The 19,194-nt window shown below is 65.7% G+C and carries 18 protein-coding genes; 7 read left to right on the top strand and 11 right to left on the bottom strand.

Annotated features, from left to right (window positions below; genetic code table 11):
* Positions 1-101 precede the first annotated feature (101 nt).
* From YUA_RS0118355 to YUA_RS0118335, 5 genes are all read left to right on the top strand, one after another.
* On the top strand, positions 102-1,283 hold the full coding sequence (locus YUA_RS0118355) for a glycosyltransferase (protein WP_027532018.1): 1,182 nt from the start codon (positions 102-104) through the stop codon (positions 1,281-1,283).
* A 100-nt stretch (positions 1,284-1,383) separates the two neighbouring features.
* Positions 1,384-1,830 (top strand): hypothetical protein, encoded by a 447-nt coding sequence (locus YUA_RS0118350; RefSeq protein ID WP_027532017.1) that lies wholly within the window; start codon positions 1,384-1,386, stop codon positions 1,828-1,830.
* Positions 1,827-2,948 (top strand): DegT/DnrJ/EryC1/StrS aminotransferase family protein, encoded by a 1,122-nt coding sequence (locus tag YUA_RS0118345; RefSeq protein ID WP_027532016.1) that lies wholly within the window; start codon positions 1,827-1,829, stop codon positions 2,946-2,948. The genes YUA_RS0118350 and YUA_RS0118345 overlap by 4 nt, the downstream gene beginning before the upstream one ends.
* Complete coding sequence (locus YUA_RS0118340) at positions 2,945-3,712, top strand: class I SAM-dependent methyltransferase (RefSeq protein ID WP_027532015.1); 768 nt, start codon at positions 2,945-2,947, stop codon at positions 3,710-3,712. Before YUA_RS0118345 ends, YUA_RS0118340 begins: the two co-directional genes overlap by 4 nt.
* Positions 3,709-4,917 (top strand): glycosyltransferase, encoded by a 1,209-nt coding sequence (locus tag YUA_RS0118335; protein ID WP_027532014.1) that lies wholly within the window; start codon positions 3,709-3,711, stop codon positions 4,915-4,917. The genes YUA_RS0118340 and YUA_RS0118335 overlap by 4 nt, the downstream gene beginning before the upstream one ends.
* Before the next feature lie 9 nt (positions 4,918-4,926).
* Here YUA_RS0118335 and YUA_RS0118330 read toward each other — a convergent pair whose 3' ends face one another.
* Positions 4,927-6,492 carry a lipopolysaccharide biosynthesis protein gene (locus tag YUA_RS0118330; RefSeq protein WP_027532013.1) on the bottom strand — a complete coding sequence of 522 codons (1,566 nt, stop codon included), beginning with the start codon at positions 6,490-6,492 and terminating at the stop codon, positions 4,927-4,929.
* Positions 6,493-6,609: 117 nt separating this feature from the next.
* Here YUA_RS0118330 and rffA point away from each other — a divergent pair, with 117 nt between their 5' ends.
* Positions 6,610-7,752, top strand: a complete 1,143-nt coding sequence (gene rffA, locus YUA_RS0118325; RefSeq protein WP_027532012.1) for a dTDP-4-amino-4,6-dideoxygalactose transaminase — start codon at positions 6,610-6,612, stop codon at positions 7,750-7,752.
* 61 nt (positions 7,753-7,813) lie between these two features.
* Here the strand turns inward: rffA and YUA_RS0118320 are convergent, their stop codons facing one another.
* The 10 genes from YUA_RS0118320 to YUA_RS0118275 all read right to left on the bottom strand — a co-directional run bounded on the left by YUA_RS0118320 (position 7,814) and on the right by YUA_RS0118275 (position 16,666).
* Positions 7,814-8,512, bottom strand: a complete 699-nt coding sequence (locus YUA_RS0118320) for a hypothetical protein (protein ID WP_027532011.1) — start codon at positions 8,510-8,512, stop codon at positions 7,814-7,816.
* A 357-nt stretch (positions 8,513-8,869) separates the two neighbouring features.
* A complete protein-coding gene (gene gspM / locus YUA_RS0118315) occupies positions 8,870-9,451 on the bottom strand; it encodes a type II secretion system protein GspM (RefSeq protein WP_027532010.1) in 582 nt (193 codons plus the stop codon).
* On the bottom strand, positions 9,448-10,485 hold the full coding sequence (locus YUA_RS0118310) for a PilN domain-containing protein (RefSeq protein ID WP_027532009.1): 1,038 nt from the start codon (positions 10,483-10,485) through the stop codon (positions 9,448-9,450). Before YUA_RS0118310 ends, gspM begins: the two co-directional genes overlap by 4 nt.
* Before the next feature lies 1 nt (position 10,486).
* On the bottom strand, positions 10,487-11,446 hold the full coding sequence (locus YUA_RS0118305; RefSeq protein WP_245285192.1) for a general secretion pathway protein GspK: 960 nt from the start codon (positions 11,444-11,446) through the stop codon (positions 10,487-10,489).
* Complete coding sequence (locus YUA_RS0118300; protein WP_035971235.1) at positions 11,443-12,171, bottom strand: hypothetical protein; 729 nt, start codon at positions 12,169-12,171, stop codon at positions 11,443-11,445. The genes YUA_RS0118305 and YUA_RS0118300 overlap by 4 nt, the downstream gene beginning before the upstream one ends.
* The gene (locus tag YUA_RS0118295; protein WP_027532006.1) at positions 12,168-12,566 is read right to left on the bottom strand and encodes a prepilin-type N-terminal cleavage/methylation domain-containing protein; all 399 of its coding nucleotides are present in this window, start codon (positions 12,564-12,566) and stop codon (positions 12,168-12,170) included. The genes YUA_RS0118300 and YUA_RS0118295 overlap by 4 nt, the downstream gene beginning before the upstream one ends.
* Positions 12,544-13,053, bottom strand: a complete 510-nt coding sequence (locus YUA_RS0118290; protein ID WP_027532005.1) for a prepilin-type N-terminal cleavage/methylation domain-containing protein — start codon at positions 13,051-13,053, stop codon at positions 12,544-12,546. Before YUA_RS0118290 ends, YUA_RS0118295 begins: the two co-directional genes overlap by 23 nt.
* Positions 13,016-13,471 (bottom strand): type II secretion system major pseudopilin GspG, encoded by a 456-nt coding sequence (gspG, locus tag YUA_RS0118285; RefSeq protein ID WP_027532004.1) that lies wholly within the window; start codon positions 13,469-13,471, stop codon positions 13,016-13,018. Before gspG ends, YUA_RS0118290 begins: the two co-directional genes overlap by 38 nt.
* Before the next feature lie 25 nt (positions 13,472-13,496).
* A complete protein-coding gene (locus YUA_RS0118280) occupies positions 13,497-14,708 on the bottom strand; it encodes a type II secretion system F family protein (RefSeq protein ID WP_027532003.1) in 1,212 nt (403 codons plus the stop codon).
* Between the two features lie 272 nt (positions 14,709-14,980).
* The gene (locus tag YUA_RS0118275; protein WP_371259897.1) at positions 14,981-16,666 is read right to left on the bottom strand and encodes a GspE/PulE family protein; all 1,686 of its coding nucleotides are present in this window, start codon (positions 16,664-16,666) and stop codon (positions 14,981-14,983) included.
* A 136-nt stretch (positions 16,667-16,802) separates the two neighbouring features.
* Here YUA_RS0118275 and gspD point away from each other — a divergent pair, with 136 nt between their 5' ends.
* The gene (gspD, locus tag YUA_RS0118270; protein ID WP_027532001.1) at positions 16,803-19,190 is read left to right on the top strand and encodes a type II secretion system secretin GspD; all 2,388 of its coding nucleotides are present in this window, start codon (positions 16,803-16,805) and stop codon (positions 19,188-19,190) included.
* Positions 19,191-19,194: the final 4 nt, after the last annotated feature.

The raw sequence follows: 19,194 nt of genomic DNA, 5'->3' as shown, positions 1-19,194 counted from the left end.
GCCCGGACATTGTGCACGGTCCGTGAATGGGCTATTCGACCCGCAAATGAGCCTCCGTCGAGACATCACTCGCAAACTCGCGAACGGGACGCGCTAGGTCCGTGCGCGTTCTCATCCTCAACGCAGACTATCAGCGCTTTCTCGCCTGGCTGTACCGGCGCCATCCGGGCCTCGAGAATTCGGACTACGACGCGCAGATGGCCGCGCGCAGCGCCAGCCTGTTCGGCGTCGCCGACTTTTACTCGCGCAATTTCGAAGCCCTCGGGCACACAGCCGCCAACATCCACGTCAACAACGGCTGGATGCAGACGGCTTGGGCGCGCGAACACGGCATCAGCGTGACTCCATCGCCGCCACCGGGCGCCGCCGTGAGCGATGCCATCCCGGGATGGCTGCAGCGCGCCGTCGCACCATTCAAGCCGGTGTTGAGGCCGCTCGCGCGCAAGATCGGTCTGAGCCCGCGCCTCGACGTGCAGTCGGAACAGATCCTGCTGGCGCAGATCGAGGACTTCAAGCCGGACCTGATCCTCAACCAGGATCTGTTCCACGTCGACACGCGGCTGGTGCGCCGGATCAAGCAGATCTGCCGCCCTACCATGGTCGGCCAGGTCGGAATCGTGCCCTCGCGCGGTGAAGACTGGTCGGTCTACGATCTCCTGATCTCGCAAATCGCCGCGGTGGTGGATTTCTTTCGTCAACAAGGCGCTCGCTCCGAGGTCATCCATCTCGGATTCGAGCCGGCGATCCTCGACGTTCTTCCGCCCGCACCAGCGCGCAGCATCGACGTCTCATTCGTGGGCGCCGTATCGGCCGATCATCAACAGCGGGTGGCGCAGCTGGAAGCTGTGGCGCGGCGCTACGATCTGAAACTGTTCGGCAGCGGCCTGCACACATTGCCCGGCTCGTCGCCGCTTCATCGCTGTTACCAGGGCGAGGTTTGGGGCGTGGAGATGTATCAGGCGCTGCGCACCTCGCGCGTGACGCTCAACTCGCATATCGACATGGCTGGCCCCGAAGCCGGCAATGCGCGCCTGTTCGAAGCAACCGGTGTCGGCGCCTTCCTGCTCACGGACTTCAAGGACAATCTTCACACGCTGTTCGAGCCCGGCCGCGAGGTCGCTGTCTGGCGTTCGGCCGACGACTGCATCGCGCAGATCGATCGCTATCTCAATGATGAGCCCGCGCGCACGGCGATCGCTGCAGCCGGACAGGCACGCACGCTTTCGACCCACACATTCCGTCAACGCGTGAGCACGATCTTGCAGCTCGCCGGCCGCACATAGGAGCCGCCGGCGCACCCTTGACGGTATGGGCCAAAATAGCCAAAGTGCCCCTCACTGACGCTATGTCACTAAAATTCCAGCGTTTTTTGTCGAGGCTCAGATGGAACACGTCGAACATGTTCGATTCGGCGACCAGCTCTATGCGATCATCGTGCGCGCCTCGTTTCGCGAGCCGGGCATCCACTTCTTTTCGTCGCCCGAACTGTCGCAGCAGCTTGCCTATATGAGCCATCCGAAGGGCAAGAGCATCGAGCCGCATCGCCACAACAAGGTGACGCGGGAGGTGCACTACACCCAGGAAGTGCTGCTGATCCAGAAGGGCAAGCTCCAGGTCGACTTCTACACGATCGAAGAAAAATATCTGGAAAGCCGCGTGCTCGGCGCCGGCGACATCATCCTGTTGTGCAGCGGCGCCCACGGCTTCCACGTGCTCGAGTCGGTCGAGATGTTCGAGATCAAGCAAGGCCCCTATTCCGGCGAGAACGACAAGACCCGCTTTGGCGAAGTCTCCCAGTCAGAAATCCGGATCAAGGGTCCGGGCCTGTGACCGCGCCGTTCATTCCCGTCAACACGCCGCTGCTCGATGGCAACGAGGCCGACTATCTCGCCGAATGCATCCGCACCGGCTGGATCTCATCGGAAGGCCCGTTCATCAAGCGCTTCGAGCAGGCGATGGCGGAGGCCGCCGGGCGGCGCCACGGCATCGCGGTGACCAACGGCTCGGTCGCGCTCGACATCGCTGTCCATGCGCTCTGCCTCGAGGAAGGCTCCGAAGTCATCATCCCGACCTTCACGATCATCAGCTGCGCCGCAGCCGTCGTGCGCGCCGGCCTTGTCCCGGTCGGGGTCGACTGCGATGCCGCGAGCTGGAACATGACGGTCGAGGGCGTGGAGGCCGCGATCACGCCGCGCACGCGCGCGATCATGCTGGTGCACATCTACGGCCTGCCGGTCGATCTCGAACCGATCATGGCGCTTGCGCGCAAGCATGATCTGAGGGTGATCGAGGACGCCGCCGAGATGCATGGGCAGACCTATCGTGGCGCGCCCTGCGGCAGCTTCGGCGACGTCTCGACCTTCAGCTTCTATCCCAACAAGCATGTCACCACCGGCGAAGGCGGCATGATCCTCGTCGACGACGACGCGCTCGCAGATCGGCTGCAAGGCTATCGCAATCTCTGCTTTCAGCCGCAGCAGCGTTTCGTCCACGAGGAGTTCGGCTGGAACGCGCGCATGACCAATTTGCAGGCCGCGCTCGGCGTCGCCCAAGTCGAGCGCCTGCCGCGCACGGTCGAGCTCAAGCGCCGGATCGGCCGGCTCTACGACGAGCATCTCGCCGGCGTCGATCGCATCCGCCGCCCGGTCGCAAGAACCAACTATGCCGACAATATCTACTGGGTCTACGGCGTCGTGCTGGACGACAGCGTGCCGTTCGACGCCAAGGAGGCGATGCGCCGCCTCGGCGACAAGGGCATCGGCACGCGACCGTTCTTCTGGTGCATGCACGAGCAGCCGGTGCTGCGCCGGATGGGCCTGATGCGCGATGAATCCCATCCGAACGCGGAATACATTGCCCGTCGCGGTTTCTACCTGCCGAGCGGACTTGCCTTGACCGACGACGAGATCGCGCGCTCCGCACAGGCGCTCAAGGAGATTTTGGCGTGACCGTGTTCGCCGACTACGCGCCCTGGTATGACCTGCTTTATCAGGACAAGGATTACGCGGCGGAGACGTCGTTCGTCGAAGCACGCCTGCGCGATCACGGCGTCTCTTCAGGCAAGCTGCTCGATCTCGGCTGCGGCACCGGCCTGCACGCGCTGGCCTTCGCCCGCCAGGGCTGGAACGTTGCCGGCATCGATCTCAGCCACGAGATGATCGCGAGCGCCAAGGCCCGCGCCGCGCAGGCCGGGCTCTCGATTCTGTTCCGGCAAGGCGATGCCTGCGAGACCGGCCCGGAACGCGACTACGATGCGGTGGTATCGCTGTTCCACGTCGCCAGCTATCAGACCAGCCGCGATGCACTGGTAGCGATGTTCCGCACGGCGCATGCCGCGCTGAAGCCGGGCGGCGTGTTCTTCTTCGATTATTGGTATGGCGGCGCCGTGCTGGCGCAAGGCGTCGAGACGCGGGTCAAAGTGATCGAGCAGAAGCCGCTGCGGCTCACCCGTATCGCACAGCCCCACCACGACGAGCCGAATGCGGCCGTCACGGTCAACTACACGCTGTTCTGCGAGGACACGGATCGCGCCACGATCCGTCGCGTCGATGAAGCGCACCACATACGCTACTGGTTTCCGTTCGAGATCGACGCAGCGCTCGCGACGAGCGGCTTTCAGCCGGCCGACCACGCCGCATGGCTGACGCAGGACGCGCCAAACTCGAAGAGCTGGGCCGCCTACTCAGTCGCCAGAAAGGCCGGCAAGCCGTGAGACCGCTGCGCCTAGCCGTGATGCTCGAGCAGGCTCTTGAGCTCGGCGGCGGCTTTCAGCAACCACTCAACGATCTGCTCTGGCTGCGCGAATGGGCGGCACAGTCCGGCAACGAGATCGTGGTGTACTCGCCCTATCCGAAGACGATCGAGATCCTGAAGGAGTTCGGTGTCGAGGGACGGCTGCGCAAGTTCGGCGTGTCCGACTATCTCTTCCTGTTCCTCAAATATTGCGGGCCGTTTGATCTCGTCCAGATCGCGCTGGAGCTCAAATCGCCGTTCGAGCGCGCCTTGATCCGCGACGGCATCGACGTCGTGCATTTCACGTCGACCTCGAAGCGGCACCTGCTGCTGCACCAGCTGCCCTTCATCATCACGATCTTCGACGGCTGCCATCGCGACGCGCCGGAGTTTCCGGAAGTGCGCGCCTTCGGCGAATTCGAGCGCCGCGAGATCCTGTTCCGCCTCGCCAGCACCAAGGCCGTCGCGGTGATCGTCAATGCGTCCGAGCTGATCGACGATCTCTGCCGCCGCTACGCCATGGAGCGGGACCGCGCGATCTGCATCCCGTTCTCGCCATCGACCTATGTCAGCCGGTCCGCGCCCGACACCGCCGCCGATGCCGCCGTGCTGGCGAAATACCGACTCGAGCCCGGCTATCTGTTCTATCCGGCGCAGTTCTGGCCACACAAGAACCACATCACACTGCTCGCCGCGCTCGCCCTGTTGCGCGAACGCGGCATCACGGAGCGGCTGGTGCTGTGCGGCTCCAACCGCAGCGGTCGCGACAGGATCGACCTTGCGATCCGCACCTACGGATTGTCCGACCAGATCTCCATCATCGGCTTCGTCGAATCCGCCGAGCTCGGCGCGCTCTACCGCGGCGCATCGGCGCTGGTGATGCCAACCTATTTCGGGCCGACCAATCTGCCGCCGCTCGAAGCCTGGGCTGTGGGCACGCCCGTGATCTATCCCGAAGCCTTCAAGGCGCAAGCCGGCGACGCCGCGATCCTGTTCGACTATGACGACCCGCGCTCACTCGCCGACGCAATCGTCAATCTCCGCGCCGAGGGGACACGCGAGCGCTTGAGCGCGGCCGGGCATCTTCGGCTCGCGCTGTTTGCCGAGGAGACCAAGGCCGGCCACCAGGAATTCGCCCGTCATTTGGAGCGGCTGAAGCACCGGCTGACGCTGACCGCACGCTGAGATCATCGGCTACGCCGGAACCAGTGCCCGCAGCCGCTCGCGCAGGGCCGTGTTCAACAGCGGGCTTGCGAGCCCCCCGACCACCGCCATCCAGATCGCGCACTCCATGACGAAATGCACGAGCCCGCTTCCCGGCAGGAGTGTGGTAACTGCGAGCCCGATCAGCCAGCCCGGCGCCACGATCCCCGCGGCAACGAACATCAGGAACGCGATGTGCCTGAGCGGGTGGCGCAGGGTCTGCCACATGATCACCAGCGTGAGCAGCCCGAACTGAACGAGAATGTCGCTCGCGACCACCGCAAGCGCAGCGCCGAGCGGTCCGAGCCTCGGTATCAGGACGAAGGCCAGCAGCAGGAATACGACGAACTGGAGCCCCTTGGTCCGGATCAGAAGCACGCCGCGATCGCTGTGATTGGCAAAGACCAGCGCCATCAGCGAGGGCGCGCCTGCGGCCGAGCCGAGCAGCAGCGTCACCGCAAGCAGCCCGTCATAGGGTATGCTGCCATGGGTCCATAGTGCGAAGAAATCGGGCCAGAACGGCAGAAAGCCAGCGACGACCAGGCAGGCAAGCCCGGTGACGAACACCGATCCATGAGCATAAAGGCGGCGGAGCCGCTCTTTGTCGCCGATTGCATGATCGTGCCCGAGCTCGGCGCCGAGCGGCAAGGCGGTTTGGAGACATAGCCCGCGCACCAGGCTCGCGATCACGCGTGTCAGCCCCCATTGCACCACCGCGACGCGATCGGTGACGAGCGCGGAGACGAGCAGGACCGGAACGTTGACGAGCGCAAGCTCGGTGATGTTGGCGATCGCGAAGGGCAGCGCGCGGCCGAACTGGCCGATGCTCCAGCGCCAGGATGGCAACCGCGGCCTTGCAGCACGGCGCAGGAACGGAAAACGACGAGGCGCATCGAAACCGACGATGAAGAACGTGAAGATGAGCTGCGTCGACACGAAGGCGATCGCCACGGCGAGCAAGCTTCCGAACATGAAGAGCGCGGCAAGCTGCGCGATCTGACCGAGCAGAAGTGCGGCGTTTTGCAGCCACACCGCCCGGTCATACAGGCCGCGGACGCGATAGAGGCCGGAGCAGAGGTTGGCGGGCAGGCTCAGGAGCATTCCCAGCGTCATCACCAGCATCGCGGCATCGAATGTCGGCATCGCGTGAAAACCAAGCACGGCCGACGGCGGTGCGAGATACAGGGCCGCGCAAAGCAGGACGCCGAGCCCGGCGACGATGACAAGATAGATCCGCAGCATCCCGTGGTAGACGCTCGCCGTGCGCCCATCGCAATCGGTGCAGGACTTGAAGGCGAGAAACCGATTGACGGCGCGAAGCTGCAATCCGGCATCCGCCACGATGACGAGGCTTCCGGTAGCATAGATCGCAAGCCACGCCGCGAGCACGTCGCCGGTCCAGACGTGCAGGAAGGCAGGGATCAGCAGCAACTGCTGGGTCAGCGCCAGAAGCATCTGGACCAGATTCGCCGACCAGCCGCGAACGAGCCGGCGGGCTCGTCCGGCGCCGCCCGGCACCTCGACCTTGCCGGGCGCGTCAGTCTGCGTGTCGGTCAAGCCGCATCCTTCCCCGCGAAAACACGGTCGCCCGTTGATTTCCGCAACGGGACACGTCAATGTGGATTCGAACCAGAGCGTTAGCGCGATTCTTAAGGTGGTTCAACGGCTTAGGCAATGACATCCGACTTCATCCCGTTCAATCGGCCCTACGCGACCGGAAGAGAGCACGGCTACATCCAGAATGCGCTGGACAGCCTTCACGTGTCCGGCGACGGTCGCTTCACCAAGCTTTGCCATCAATGGATCGAGCAGCGCACCGGATGTGCGCGGGCGTTGCTGACGCACTCCTGCACCTCGGCCCTCGACCTCGCTGCGATGCTGCTCGACCTCAAGAGCGGCGACGAGGTGATCATGCCCTCGTTCACCTTTGTCTCGACCGCGAACGCGTTCGTGCTGCGCGGCGCGGTCCCGGTCTTCGTCGACATTCGCGAAGACACCCTCAATCTCGACGAACGGCAGATCGAGGCCGCGATCACCCCGCGCACGCGCGCGATTGCGCCGGTGCATTATGCCGGCGTCGGCTGCGAGATGGACGCGATCGTCGCGATCGCCCGGCGTTACAATCTGCGGATCGTCGAGGACGCCGCGCAGGGGGTCGAGGCGAGCTACAAGGGCTCGCCGCTCGGCGGCATCGGCGATCTCGGCAGCTTCAGCTTCCATGAGACCAAGAACATCATCTCGGGCGAAGGCGGCTGCCTGCTGGTGAATGACCCCGAGCTTGCGTTGCGCGCCGAAATCATGCGCGAGAAGGGCACCGATCGCAGCCGGTTCTTCCGCCGCGAGGTCGACAAATACACCTGGCAGGATATCGGTTCCTCCTATCTACCGAGCGATATCACCGCCGCCTTCCTCTGGGCCCAGTTCGAGGAGGCCGAGCGCATCACGCGCGAGCGGCTGGCGATCTGGAAAAGGTATCACGACATGCTGGCGCCGATGGAGCAGCGCGGCCTCCTGCGCCGCCCCATCGTCCCAGGCCATTGCCGTCACAATGGACATCTCTACTACGTGCTGCTGGCACCGGAGATCGACCGTTCCATGGTGCTGGGCAAGCTCAGAGACGCGGACATCTCTGCGGTCTTCCATTACGTCCCGCTGCATTCCTCACCCGCAGGGCAGCGGTTCGGACGAACGCACGGCGATCTGGCGCTGACAACCGAACTCTCGGAACGTCTGATCCGGCTGCCGATGTGGATGGGGCTGCAGGAGGCCCAGCAGGAGCGGATCTGCGACACGCTTGGGACGATCCTCGGACGGTAGAGCGTTTTCCAGCAAAGTGGACACCGATTCGCGTCAAGAAACGCGTCAAAACTAAAATTTCTTAGAGCCCGTCCGCCTCGCCGTTCTTCGGTGTCGCGCGCGGCACGAAGGGGGCGAACGAGGTATTGGCCGTGGTCGGCATCGTCAGCTTGCTGCCGCCTTCCGCGGGCACCGCTGCCGTTGCGGGCGATCCCGCCGGTGCAGACGATCCATCAGGCCGTTGCAGCGCCAGCACCTCGCTGCGATCGCCCTGCTTGAGTGTCACCTCGCGCGGCAGGACCGAGGCCAGCGACCAGCCGTCCAGCGATTCGCCCTGCCGCAGCCGAATGATCTTCTGGTCAGTGCGGTTGACGAGGATCGCGATCGCATCCCCCTCGCCCACCACGGCCCCGACCAGCATCAGCGGTGGCGGCGCCTCGACCGGCTTCGGCGGCGGCGCGTGGGCCTCTTCGGCCGGGGCGGCTGCGACCGCGCGCGGCGGCGGTCGCCGCGTCGCCGAGAAAATCGGGCGCTCCTGGGTCCCGCTCAGCGCCGACAGCGGCACCGACCAGAGCGGATTGCCGCGAGGCGCAGGCTTGCTCGTAGCCGGCGCGGGCCGGGCAATCGGTCTGACCGTACCGACATCGACGCTCTCGGCAGGACTGCCGGCGGCATCGTCGGACAGGATGTCCATGCGCGACGAGGTGGCCGCTACGCTTCCGGTGATGCCGAGGACCGCGCAAAACACAGCCAATCCGACCGATCTCACCCACCCGGACATCGACCCCCCCCTTGCGATCGGCCAGCGCGCGGCAAGCCAGAGGCAGCAAACTAGTTCTGATAGGCCTCACTATCAACCCGCCGCCATCCCTTTAGGACCTGGCTGGAGCGGCTGCGCCTCCTGGCATGTTGCGATGGCATGAAATTGTTGCCCAATGGCCACGATCACTGAAATTGCAGACGAAATGGTCGGGAACTCCAGGCAGATCGATGGCCGTTCATTGCCGCCGGTTGCGACGCCGTGAGATCATCGCGCCGGGGCACGCTGTTGCTGCTTGCTCGATTGCGGTGAGTTCTCCGGCAACGTCACCAGCTATTCCGGCAAGGGCGTGTTCAAATACAGCTGGTGAGCGCCGCCCTATTTCCCCGCCTGCCACTGGCCGGAGACACCCAAAATCACCCTGACGCGGCCGGTGCTGGCATCGTTCAGCGCGGTGGTCTGCGGCACCTGGACGTCGAGCTGGTCGACGAACAGGAACGGCATGCCGGCCTCGAGATCGTAGAGCACCTTCTGCAGCGCGGGCTGCTCCAGCTCGCAGCTGACGACGAGGCCGACGAAGCCGTCCTTCACTTGCGCGCCTGAGACGTCGACCTGCGACGACTGCACCGAACCGCCGACATTACCGACCGCGGCCGCAACCCGCTGCAGCAGGTTGGCGCCCGCGACCGTCACCGTCGGTCCCTCCAGGAACGGCGTGCCGGGATGCTCGGCCGAGATGGCTGCGGCATTCTTGGCGGCGCCCTTGCGGCCGCGCAGCTGGTCGAGCAGGTCGGAGGTCTGCGCCAGGGCCTGGCGGTGAGCGATGACGTCGGCGATCGACAGGCCCGCCATCAGCAACAGCCCGGCCGTCACCGCGAGATAGAGCGTGACCGCGATCAGCGGCGAGCCGGTCAGCCATCGCGCAACCGCGTTTCCGCCTGCCATCCCACCGGTGCTCATGGCGCATTCCTCGTTTCGATCTGCGCCTCGATGTGGAAGCGCTCACCGGGATCGGTGGAGCTCCGCGTGGTCGGGGCGTAGAAGGTCGCGCGGGTGAAATGCCGGGACTGCTCGATCAGCGGGATCAGCGAGGGCGCGTCGCGGGTGATGCCGGCGATCTGGAGCTTGTTGCCGACCAGATGCATTTCGGTGACGTAGGTGTGGTCGGGCAGCAAGCGGCTCAACGATTCCAGCACGATCACGCTCGCCGGCGTGTCGTATTTGCGTTGCTCCAGCAGCGCCAGCGGCGATCGCTCGCCGCCATCGGCACCGCGGATCGCGGCACGGCGCTGGGTGATCTGTTGCTCGAGGTCGCTCTCCTGCGCGCTCAAACTGTCGGCCAGATAGCCCGCGACAATCGAACCGAATACGGCAGCGACCGCGGCGATGGCCAGCACCGCCTGCAGCGTCCGGCTCAACCGCACGGGATCGATCGCGCCGCGCGACTTCTGCCCGAACACCTTGATGCGCCCGCCCTCGGCCGGCTCCGTCAGAACCGCGATCGCGGACGGATGAAATCCGGACACCGCATCGACATAGCCCATCGCGAGCCGGCGCGGTGCGGCCGCGATCATCGTGGTGATGCCCTCGCTGCCCTGGGCCACCGGCGCGCTGCAACCGAACACGGCGTCGCCCGCGCTCCACGGCGTCAGCCGGTCGATCTGCGCCCGCACGATGCCGTCGAGGAAATCCGCCGCACGCGCCGGCAGCTCCAGCGGACGGAACAGGAAGCGCGCCGGCCGCAGCACGATCTCGACGCGGCAGCCGCGGACGATTGGCGCGAGATTGGCACCGGTGAACTTGCCGTCCTCGAACGCGATCTGCTTCGGCGTGTTCTCCGGCTTCGCAGCCTCCAGCGCGAACGCCCCGGTCTCGCCCTCGACCAGCCGCACCAGGCGCGGCGAGACCATTCGCTCCAGTCCGGCCACAATGGCACCGGCCACCGTGCCGGTCCAGGCATCGAAAATGGCGCGAAGGGAATTGAGCGAACTCATCTCACAAAGGCTTTCCGGCAGAGCCGTCGAAGGCGTTGTGCCACGACAATACACGATAGGGCTCATCGCCGCTTTCGAGAAGCAGGATGACGATCTCGGCCGAGCTCCGCCGGTGCGACGGCGCCTCGGCGGCGACCGTCACGCGGTAGGCCTTCGAACCCTCGATCGTCGCGCTGGCGCTGCCGGCCAGCCCAATCAGGGACCGCGGGTCGACGTTGGGATCGGCACGGTCGCGCAGCAGCCGTTGCAGGGTCTCCGGCGTCATATTCGGCAGCGCCGCCACCACCTGCGGCGCGGCATCCAGCACGTTCACGGTGCGCATGTTGCTGAACACGGTGACGAAGGGCAGCATGCGCTCGATCACGGCCGGCGGGATACCGCGCACCAGCCACAGCTCGTCGCTGTGCGGGAACGGCGCATGGCGCGGCAGGTAGGGCGCGCCGAGCGTGCGGTAGTAGGAATCTTCCGGATTGTCCTGGCCTGTCTCCGTCGACGACCGCCACGCCAGGATCCGGTCGGCGTAGTCAGGCGCATCCGATGCGGAGACGCCGAGCCCTTTCATCAGGCCGGCGAGGACGGCTTTCGGCGCCACGTTGAGATCGATGCGCGCGGCCTCCGAGCGGAACGTCACGGCCACCCGGCCCGCACCGACGCGGGCGTTGAAGGTGCCGCTGGTCGGGCGGGTCGCCTCGCTTTGCGCGGTCAGCCGATAGGCCGCGAGCTCGAGGCCGGCGTTCATCAAGGCGTCGGCCTGCAAGCGGTCGGTGTTGACGGCGATCGTGACCGCGGTGTTGGTGACATAGGTCAGATAGATCAGCGCGAGCGTGGCGAGCGCAGCCAGCATCCAGAGCACCACGATCACGATGAAGCCGCGGTCATCGCCAAGTATTTCCTGGCCAAGTGTTTCCTGGCCAAGTGCTTCCTGGCCAAGCGTACCCCGATCATGCGCCGCGCCGCTCACAGCTGCTGCTCCTCTTTCTTCTCCGCCTGTTGCGGCCTTGTGCCCGTCACGCAGGTCGTCGGATTCTTGGCCCGCGCGCATTCGGCCGGTGCATTGATGTGCGGCAGTACGGCGGCCGAAACCGCCAGCACCTGACCCGTGGCGCCGTCGCGCACCGTGATGCGGATGCGCTCCGGCAGTTGCGACTGGTTGTGCCAGGTCGGCTGCCACGTCCTGTCGAGCCCGGCATAGGCGAAGCTGACGCGAAACGGCGCGCGGATCAGCACCACCTGGTCGATGAAACGGATCTGCCCGTCGGTCGGCATCGGCTGGAACGGCGCGCGCTCGCGCACCAGCGCCAGCCCCTGCGCGTCGGCCTTCTCGATCAGGCGGATGAATTCGAGGCCCGGGCGCGCGCTCGGACCGAGCGCGGTGCGCAGGAACGTCACCGATAATTCAGCCCCGTCGAACAGCGGTACCCTGGCGTCGCCGTTCACGGTCATCTGCTCGGCGACGGAGAGATCGGCGACGATGCGGTCGAGGCCGGTGGCGAGGCGCTCCGCGCGCTGCACCCGCGCTATGCCGCGATTCCAGTTCGGCAGCCACTGTGCCGTCACGGTCGCGAGCGCGGCCAGGATCACGGTCATCAGCAGCGTCGCCAGCAGCACTTCGAGCAGGGTGAAACCCGCCTCGGAAGCGAGCGTGCGGTGCAGGCGTTTGATGACACGTTTCTTGGCGCGGGTCATTGCGTGGACCTTGGCACCAGCTTCACCGTCGTGACCTGGATCGCGCTGCCGTCAGCGCGCTGAAGCCGCAGGTTGACCGCCAGTGGCACGAAGCGATCGGTGGCGGGATTGCCGCCGGCAACATTCATCGGCGCAATATCAACGCGCCAGCGGCTGCCGGCGAGCTGCCCGCTCTGCCGGCCGGGCTTCAGCACTCCACGCGCCGGGAGGTCCGCAAGCAAGGTCTCGGCGGTGCCGGCCAGCGCCAGACGCTGGTCGATCGAGCGCGTGCCCCTGGTCGTGACGGCGATGACCGAGCCGATGGTCCCGAGCACGATGGCGATGATCGCGAGCGCGACCAGTGCCTCGATCAGCGTGAAACCGGCGGCGCCGTCAGAGCAGCTTCTGCGGGACAATCTCGACGCCTCCGGTCAGCCAGTTGACGCGCACCTCGTAACCCATTCCGGGCCGCGCCAGCGCAATCGTTCCGCCGCACGACATGCCCGACGGAAAGAAATCGATCGACCGCCCCGTGGCGCGATCGGCGCAGCGCGCGGCCAGCGTCACCTGCACGATCACGTCGCGCGGCAGCCGGATGGTCTGTCCGGTGACGCCGGAGCGGATCGCGCGCGCTTCCGCATCAACCTGGGTTGCGACCGTGACCTGGCGGCGCAGCGCGCTGTTGCGATCGGATTTCAGCAGCGCCGCGGTCTCGATCGCGTAGCTTTCGAGCTTTGCCCGCGTCGTCGAGTGCGGGATCGCCGGCAGAATGATCGCCGCAAGCAGGCCGATGATCGCGAGCACGCACAGGATCTCGATCAGCGCAAAACCCAGCGCATCGAACGCCCGCGCGTCACGAACTGGCTTAGCGCGCGCCGCTGACAATGTCGGCTGCCGTTCCACTGCCGCCTTCCTGACCGTCTGATCCGAGCGAGATGATCTCGTAGGGAGCGCTCGCGCCCGGCGAACGATAGACATAGACGTGCCCCCAGGGATCGTTGGGCACCACGCCGCCGCGCAAGTATGGCCCGTTCCAGCCGGCCTGGTTGCTGCTGCGCGTCAGCCCGGTGAGGCCCTCATTCGACGTCGGATAGCGGCCGAGATCGAGATAGTAGAGATCGAGCGCGCTGGAGAAGCTCTCGATCTGGATTTTCGCCGCCTTGGCCTTGGACTCGCTGAGATAGTTCAGCACCCGCGGGCCGACCAACGCCATGATCATGCCGATGATGGTGATGACGACGAGCATTTCGACCAGGGTGAAGCCGGCCTCTCCGCAGGGGGCGCGCCGCAGGCGTCGCCTTGACGATGGATATCTGGTCACTTCATCCCCCTCCCATTACATCCGCCTAACCAACAATCTGGCTCACCGACATCAGCGCTGTCATCACCGATGTGATCAGGCCGCCGACGACGAGCGAGATCGCGATGATCGCCGCAGGTCCGGCAATGCCGACCGCGCGGTCGAGCGTGCGTTGCAGCTTGGCCTCGTAGAATTCGGCGACGCGGCCGGACAGCATCGGCAGTTGCCCGGTCTCATCGCCCAATCTCAGCATGCGCACCGCCATGGGCGGCAACGCCTCTGTCTCGGCGAGCGCATCGGAGAGTTTCGAGCCATGGCGGACACGGTCGGCAGCATCGCTCCAGACCGCGGACGATCCTGTCGTCGCCATCATGTCGACGAGGATGCGCAGCGTCGTCGTAAGGTTGACACCGCTGCCGAGCAGCAGGCCGAGATTGCGGCAGAACAGCGCCGTGCGATATGCGCCCATCACGTTACGGATCGCCGGCAGCCGCGTGAATGCATTGGTGATGCCGCGACGAATGCGTTCCTGGCGCAACAATAGCCAGGCGGCCGCGACGAACGCCGCAAGGCCGGCCAGCACCGCCTCTGAATTGCCGCGCAAGAACGTGGAGATGTTGAGGAACACGCCGACGATCGGATCGACCTTGGCGCCGAAATCCTGCAAGACGCTGGCAAATTGCGGCAGCACGAATGTCAGGAAGAACAGCAGCACGCATCCGGCCGCGCCGAGCACGAAGACGGGATAGCGGATCGCATCGGTCAGGCGCCGCTTCAGCGCCTCGCCGCGCGCGCGTTCGCCGGCCAGCACCTCCAGCACCTGGTCCAGCGATCCCGACGCCTCACCGACCCGCACCAGCGCGATGTACATCGGCGGAAACAGCCCCTCATGCCGCCCCAGCGCCTCGCCAAAGCTCTCGCCGGAAACGACGCGCGCGCGGATGTCGGCGACGACGGACCGCAGCCGTCCGAAATCCGGATCGGCGGCGAGCAGCTCCAGCCCGTCATTGATGCGGGCGCCGGCGCGGAGCAGCAGCGCGAGATCGCGGGTGAAGATGGTCACGTCCTCGGCCTTCGGCCTGTTGAACAGGCTGAGCGCGCCACCCGCCGCACCGCCCTCCTCCGGCGTGACGTTGTCGACCAGCACCAGGCCGAGCCGCTCGATCCGCTGCGCCACGTCGCCCGGCGCCGGCGCGGCGATGGCCCCGGAGACCAGTTCGCCGTTGGTATTGAGGGCGCGGTAGCGATAGTTCGGCATGGTTCCTAAAGCCGGATGAACTTGGGTCGAATGGATTGTCCGCGCGCTCGGTGCACCTCTCCCGCTTGCGGGAGAGGCAGCGGCCGCCTTTGGCGGCCGTTCTCTTGAAGCACGCCGAGGCAAGGCCTCGGCTTTGCCGAAGGCGCGGGTGAGGGTTTTCTCCTCTTGGGGGTTCTCGATTGCGGAGACACCCTCTCCCCAACCCTCCCCCGCGAGCGGGGGAGGGAGCGCACCTCCCTCGTTGCAACATATGAACCTGATCTCATCATGCTCTAGCGCACCGTCGTGACGCGGAAGACTTCGGGCACCGTCGTCAACCCGGCCCGGCATTTGGCGACGGCATCTTCGAGCATCGTCGTCATTCCGCCCCGCATCGCAGCGGCGTCGATGGAGTGGGAGTCGGTCTGCGGCCCGATCAGCGTACGGACCTCGTCGGACATTTCGAGGATCTCGAACACGCCGTTGCGACCGCGATAGCCGGTGCCGCCGCAGCGTTCGCAGCCGCCGGCCTCGTGCACGACCTCGCCGCACTTGAAGCCGATCACGGCAAAGCGCGGGTCCTTGGCGAGGTCGGCCTCGGTCAGCGCGTGCGGCACCTTGCAGCGGTCGCATAGCATGCGGACGAGGCGCTGCGCCACCACCGCGCGCAGCGTCGACTTGAGCAGGAAACCCTCGATGCCGAGATCAATCAGGCGCGGCACGGCCGCAGCCGCGGTCTCGGTGTGCAGCGTCGTCAGCACGAGATGGCCGGTGAGCGCGGCGTGGATCGCGATATGCGCGGTCTCGGCGTCGCGGACCTCGCCGACCATGATCACGTCGGGGTCCTGACGCACGAAGGCCCGCATGGCGGAGGCAAAGGTCAGGCCGATCGACGGCTTGACCTGGGACTGGTTGATGCCGGGGATCTCGTACTCGACCGGATCCTCGATGGTGAGGATCTTGCGCGTCGGCTCGTTGAGGATCGACAGCATGGTCGCAAGCGTGGTGGTCTTGCCGCTGCCTGTCGGCCCGGTGATCACGATCATGCCATGCGGCATCGCGAGCAGGCGCGTCATCGCACTCTCGTCGCGGGTCCGCAGGCCGAGCTTGCTCATCTCGAGCAGACCGCGGTCGCGCGGCAACAGGCGGATCACGGCACTCTCGCCATGCTGCGTCGGCATGGTCGCGACACGAACATCGAGCTCGTTGCGGCCGACGCGGACGCGCGCTGCGCCGTCCTGCGGCAGGCGGCGCTCGGCGATGTTGAGGCTTGCGAGAATCTTGATGCGCGAGATCAGCGCTTGCGGCGGAATGCCATGCGGCGATGGCAGCGCGCGCAACAGGCCGTCGACGCGCATGCGCACCGTGAGCCCGGAGCGGAACGGCTCGACGTGAATGTCGCTGGCGCGCAGATCGACCGCGCGCTCCAGCAGATCGTTGAGCGCGCGCACGACAGGCGCGCCGCTGGCGAGATCGCGCAGGCTCTCGATGTCGTCGTCGGACTGTTGCCCAACGCTGCGCACGTCGTCCGCCCTCGTCTCGCCCGCCTCGGTGCGCTGATCGAGCACCGTGGTGATGTCCTCGAACGATGCGACGACGACCTCGACCGTCTCACCGAACACGATCTCGGCGGCGCGCACCGCCGCGGTATCAGAGGGATCGGCGATCGCCAGCCGAAAACCGCCGTTCGGCGCACGGAACGGAAAGATGGTGGACTCACGCAGGAAGCGGCGGGAAAACCCGTCGAGGCAGGGTGTCGTCGTCAGCAGTTGCGGCAGGCCGAGCCGCGCCAGGCCGAAATAGTCTGATACCTCGTCGGCGAATTCGGCCGCCGACAGGTCGGTCGCTTCCCATAATTCGAGCAAGGGGCGCGTCAGCGCCGGATTGGTGGAATTTTCCACTCGAGCGCGCGCCCGCGGCGGCGATGAATATTTCTCGAGGAGATGCTGCCGGAAGCTCTCTGCGGAAAGGTCTCGCATCGCACTCACAGCTTGCCTTGTTACTTGAAAGCAACAGCCCCCGCGGCCAACGGAAGTCCTTTAACCCTTGACTTATTTACTAGCAAAAACATAATCGTGGCGCAAATTATTGCGCGTCCGAACCAAGGGGGATCGGATGCTGTTTCCAGTCACTTCCAGCGTTGGCAGGCGTATCTTGTTTGAAGTGGTCCAGCCGCTTTTGCGCCGACGCTCTGCGTTGACTGGAATGCTCGTCCTGTTGTCGTCGGCCTTCCTGCTCACAGCCTGCATCGTCACCGCCGACCAGTCGGTCGAAGCGGATCCCAAAGACCCGCGCGCCCAGGATCTTGTCGACAAGATCCGCGGCCTCGACCTCCAGCCCCGGCAGCCTGCGGATGCAGGGGCAACCGGCATCGGCCAGCCGAGATCGTCGAAACCCGCAATCTATCTGAGCGATGGTGCACCGCAAGGCGGCGCGCTGGCCGAGCGCGACGATGGCGGTGGCAGCGGCTACGACCTCAATTTCGAGAATGCGCCGGTGGCGACCGTGGCCAAGGTCATCCTCGGCGACGTCCTCAATGTCGGCTACACGATCGATCCCCGCGTGCAGGGAACCGTGACGCTTGCCTCGGTGCGTCCGGTTCCCAAGGCGGACGCGATCTATGTGTTGGAGAATGCGCTGCGCATGTCCGGAGTGGCGCTGGTGCGCGATCGCACCGGCTATCGCCTGCTGCCGGCGCCGGAAGCCGGCCCCGGCGGCATCGACCGCTCGGCGAGCACCGAAGCAGGCCAAGGCGTCACCGTCGTGCCGCTGCGCTACACGTCGGCGCAAAACATCTTCAAGCTGCTCGATGCCTTCGGCGTGAAGGCCTCGACCATGCGGCCCGACAATTCCCGCAACACGCTGATCGTCAGTGGCAGCGGAACGGACCGGGCGACCGCGGTCGACACAATTCTGTCATTCGACGCCGACTGGATGCGTGGACAATCGGTCGGAATCTTCCCGGTGCGCAATTCCTCGCCCGAGCCTGTCATCGCCGAGATCGAGAAGATCATGGATTCCGGCGAAGGCGGCATGGGCCAGAACGTCATCAAGCTCCAGCCGATCGCGCGGCTCAACTCGATCCTCGTGGTGAGCCAGAAGCCGGAATATCTGAAGCGCGCGCAGACCTGGATTGCGCGGCTCGACCGTTCCGATACTGATGGCGTAAACCTGAAATCCTATCCGTTGCGCTACGGCAATTCCAAGGTGGTCGTGTCGATGCTGAACGAGATGCTGTTCAACCAGAATGCGACGAGCAACACGACGCTCGACAGCGCGTCGAGCCAGGTCGCGCCCGGCGCGGGGATTTCGACGTCGACCTCAACTAATCCTGTCGCCTCACTGAGCGCGCTGCCGACAGCTGCGTCCGGCGCAGCGACCCCGGTCACCGGAGCTCCAGGATCATCATTCGGCGCCCGCCCCGCGCCTGCCGCTTCCGCAACACCTGCGCAGGACAACAGCATCGGTGGATTGTCGGGCAATGGCAGCGGCTCGAAGTCCGGCATTAACGGCATCCTCCAGAACGTGCGCATCACCGCCGACGTCACCAACAATGCCGTTCTCGTCTATGCCAACCAGGACGCGCAGCGCGTCGTCGAACAGACGATCCGGCAGATCGACCGGCCGCAGCGCCAGATCGCGATCGAGGCGACCATCGCCGAGGTGACACTGAACGACCAGTTGAATTACGGCGTGCAGTTCTTCCTGGCGAGCCAGAAGGGCTCGATCTCCAATACCATCTCCGGCGTCAGCAATGCCGCGAGCGTCGGCAGCGGTGCTGTCGAAGCGGCGTCCAACGCCGTCAACGCCGCGTCCGGCGCGCTGCTCGGACGTGTCTTGCCGGGCTTCAACTTCCTGATCGGCTCGGAGAACTCGCCGCGTGTCATTCTCGACGCGCTGCACGGCGTCACCAATGTCAAGGTGTTGTCGAACCCGTCGCTGGTGGTGCTCGACAACCAGCCGGCGACGTTGCAGGTCGGCGATCAGGTGCCGTTTTCGACCGGCACCGCGACAGTGCTGACCGCCAACAACACCGTGGTCAACACCATCGACTACAAGAACACCGGCATCATCCTGCGCGTGCTGCCGCGCGCCAACGCCAACGGCAACGTCGTGCTCGACATCGAGCAGGAGATCTCGAGCGTGGCCGCCGGCAGCGCAAACTCGCTGACGCCGACGATCTCGCAGCGCCGGGTCAAGAGCTCGATCGCGGTGACGAGCGGGCAGACCGTGCTGCTCGCCGGCCTGATCAGCGAGACCGAGAACAACCAGCGCCAGGGCATTCCCGTCCTCGATTCAATTCCCGGCGTGGGCGATGCCTTTTCGCACCAGACCAATGCGCGCGCACGCACCGAGCTGATCCTGTTCATCCGCCCGACCGTCATCAAGGACGGCGTCGATGCGCATGTCATCGCCGAAGAGATGCGCAGCAAGATGAACAGCCGCCTGGTCGGGACCAGCAATCCCGTGGTCACCGTCAGCCCACCCAAGGCCGCGCGCTGACGGC

The organism is Bradyrhizobium sp. WSM3983 (assembly GCF_000473045.1).
GTDB lineage: Bacteria > Pseudomonadota > Alphaproteobacteria > Rhizobiales > Xanthobacteraceae > Bradyrhizobium.
This window is presented reverse-complemented; position numbering and strand designations above follow the sequence as displayed.

Coding starts and splice junctions, on each gene's coding strand:
- YUA_RS0118350 (WP_027532017.1), top strand. CDS start 1,384: ATGGAACACGTCGAACATGTTCGATTCGGCGACCAGCTCTATGCGATC.
- rffA (WP_027532012.1), top strand. CDS start 6,610: ATGACATCCGACTTCATCCCGTTCAATCGGCCCTACGCGACCGGAAGA.
- YUA_RS0118320 (WP_027532011.1), bottom strand. CDS start 8,512: ATGTCCGGGTGGGTGAGATCGGTCGGATTGGCTGTGTTTTGCGCGGTC.
- gspM (WP_027532010.1), bottom strand. CDS start 9,451: ATGAGCACCGGTGGGATGGCAGGCGGAAACGCGGTTGCGCGATGGCTG.
- YUA_RS0118310 (WP_027532009.1), bottom strand. CDS start 10,485: ATGAGTTCGCTCAATTCCCTTCGCGCCATTTTCGATGCCTGGACCGGC.
- YUA_RS0118300 (WP_035971235.1), bottom strand. CDS start 12,171: ATGACCCGCGCCAAGAAACGTGTCATCAAACGCCTGCACCGCACGCTC.
- YUA_RS0118280 (WP_027532003.1), bottom strand. CDS start 14,708: ATGCCGAACTATCGCTACCGCGCCCTCAATACCAACGGCGAACTGGTC.
- YUA_RS0118275 (WP_371259897.1), bottom strand. CDS start 16,666: ATGCGAGACCTTTCCGCAGAGAGCTTCCGGCAGCATCTCCTCGAGAAA.
- gspD (WP_027532001.1), top strand. CDS start 16,803: ATGCTGTTTCCAGTCACTTCCAGCGTTGGCAGGCGTATCTTGTTTGAA.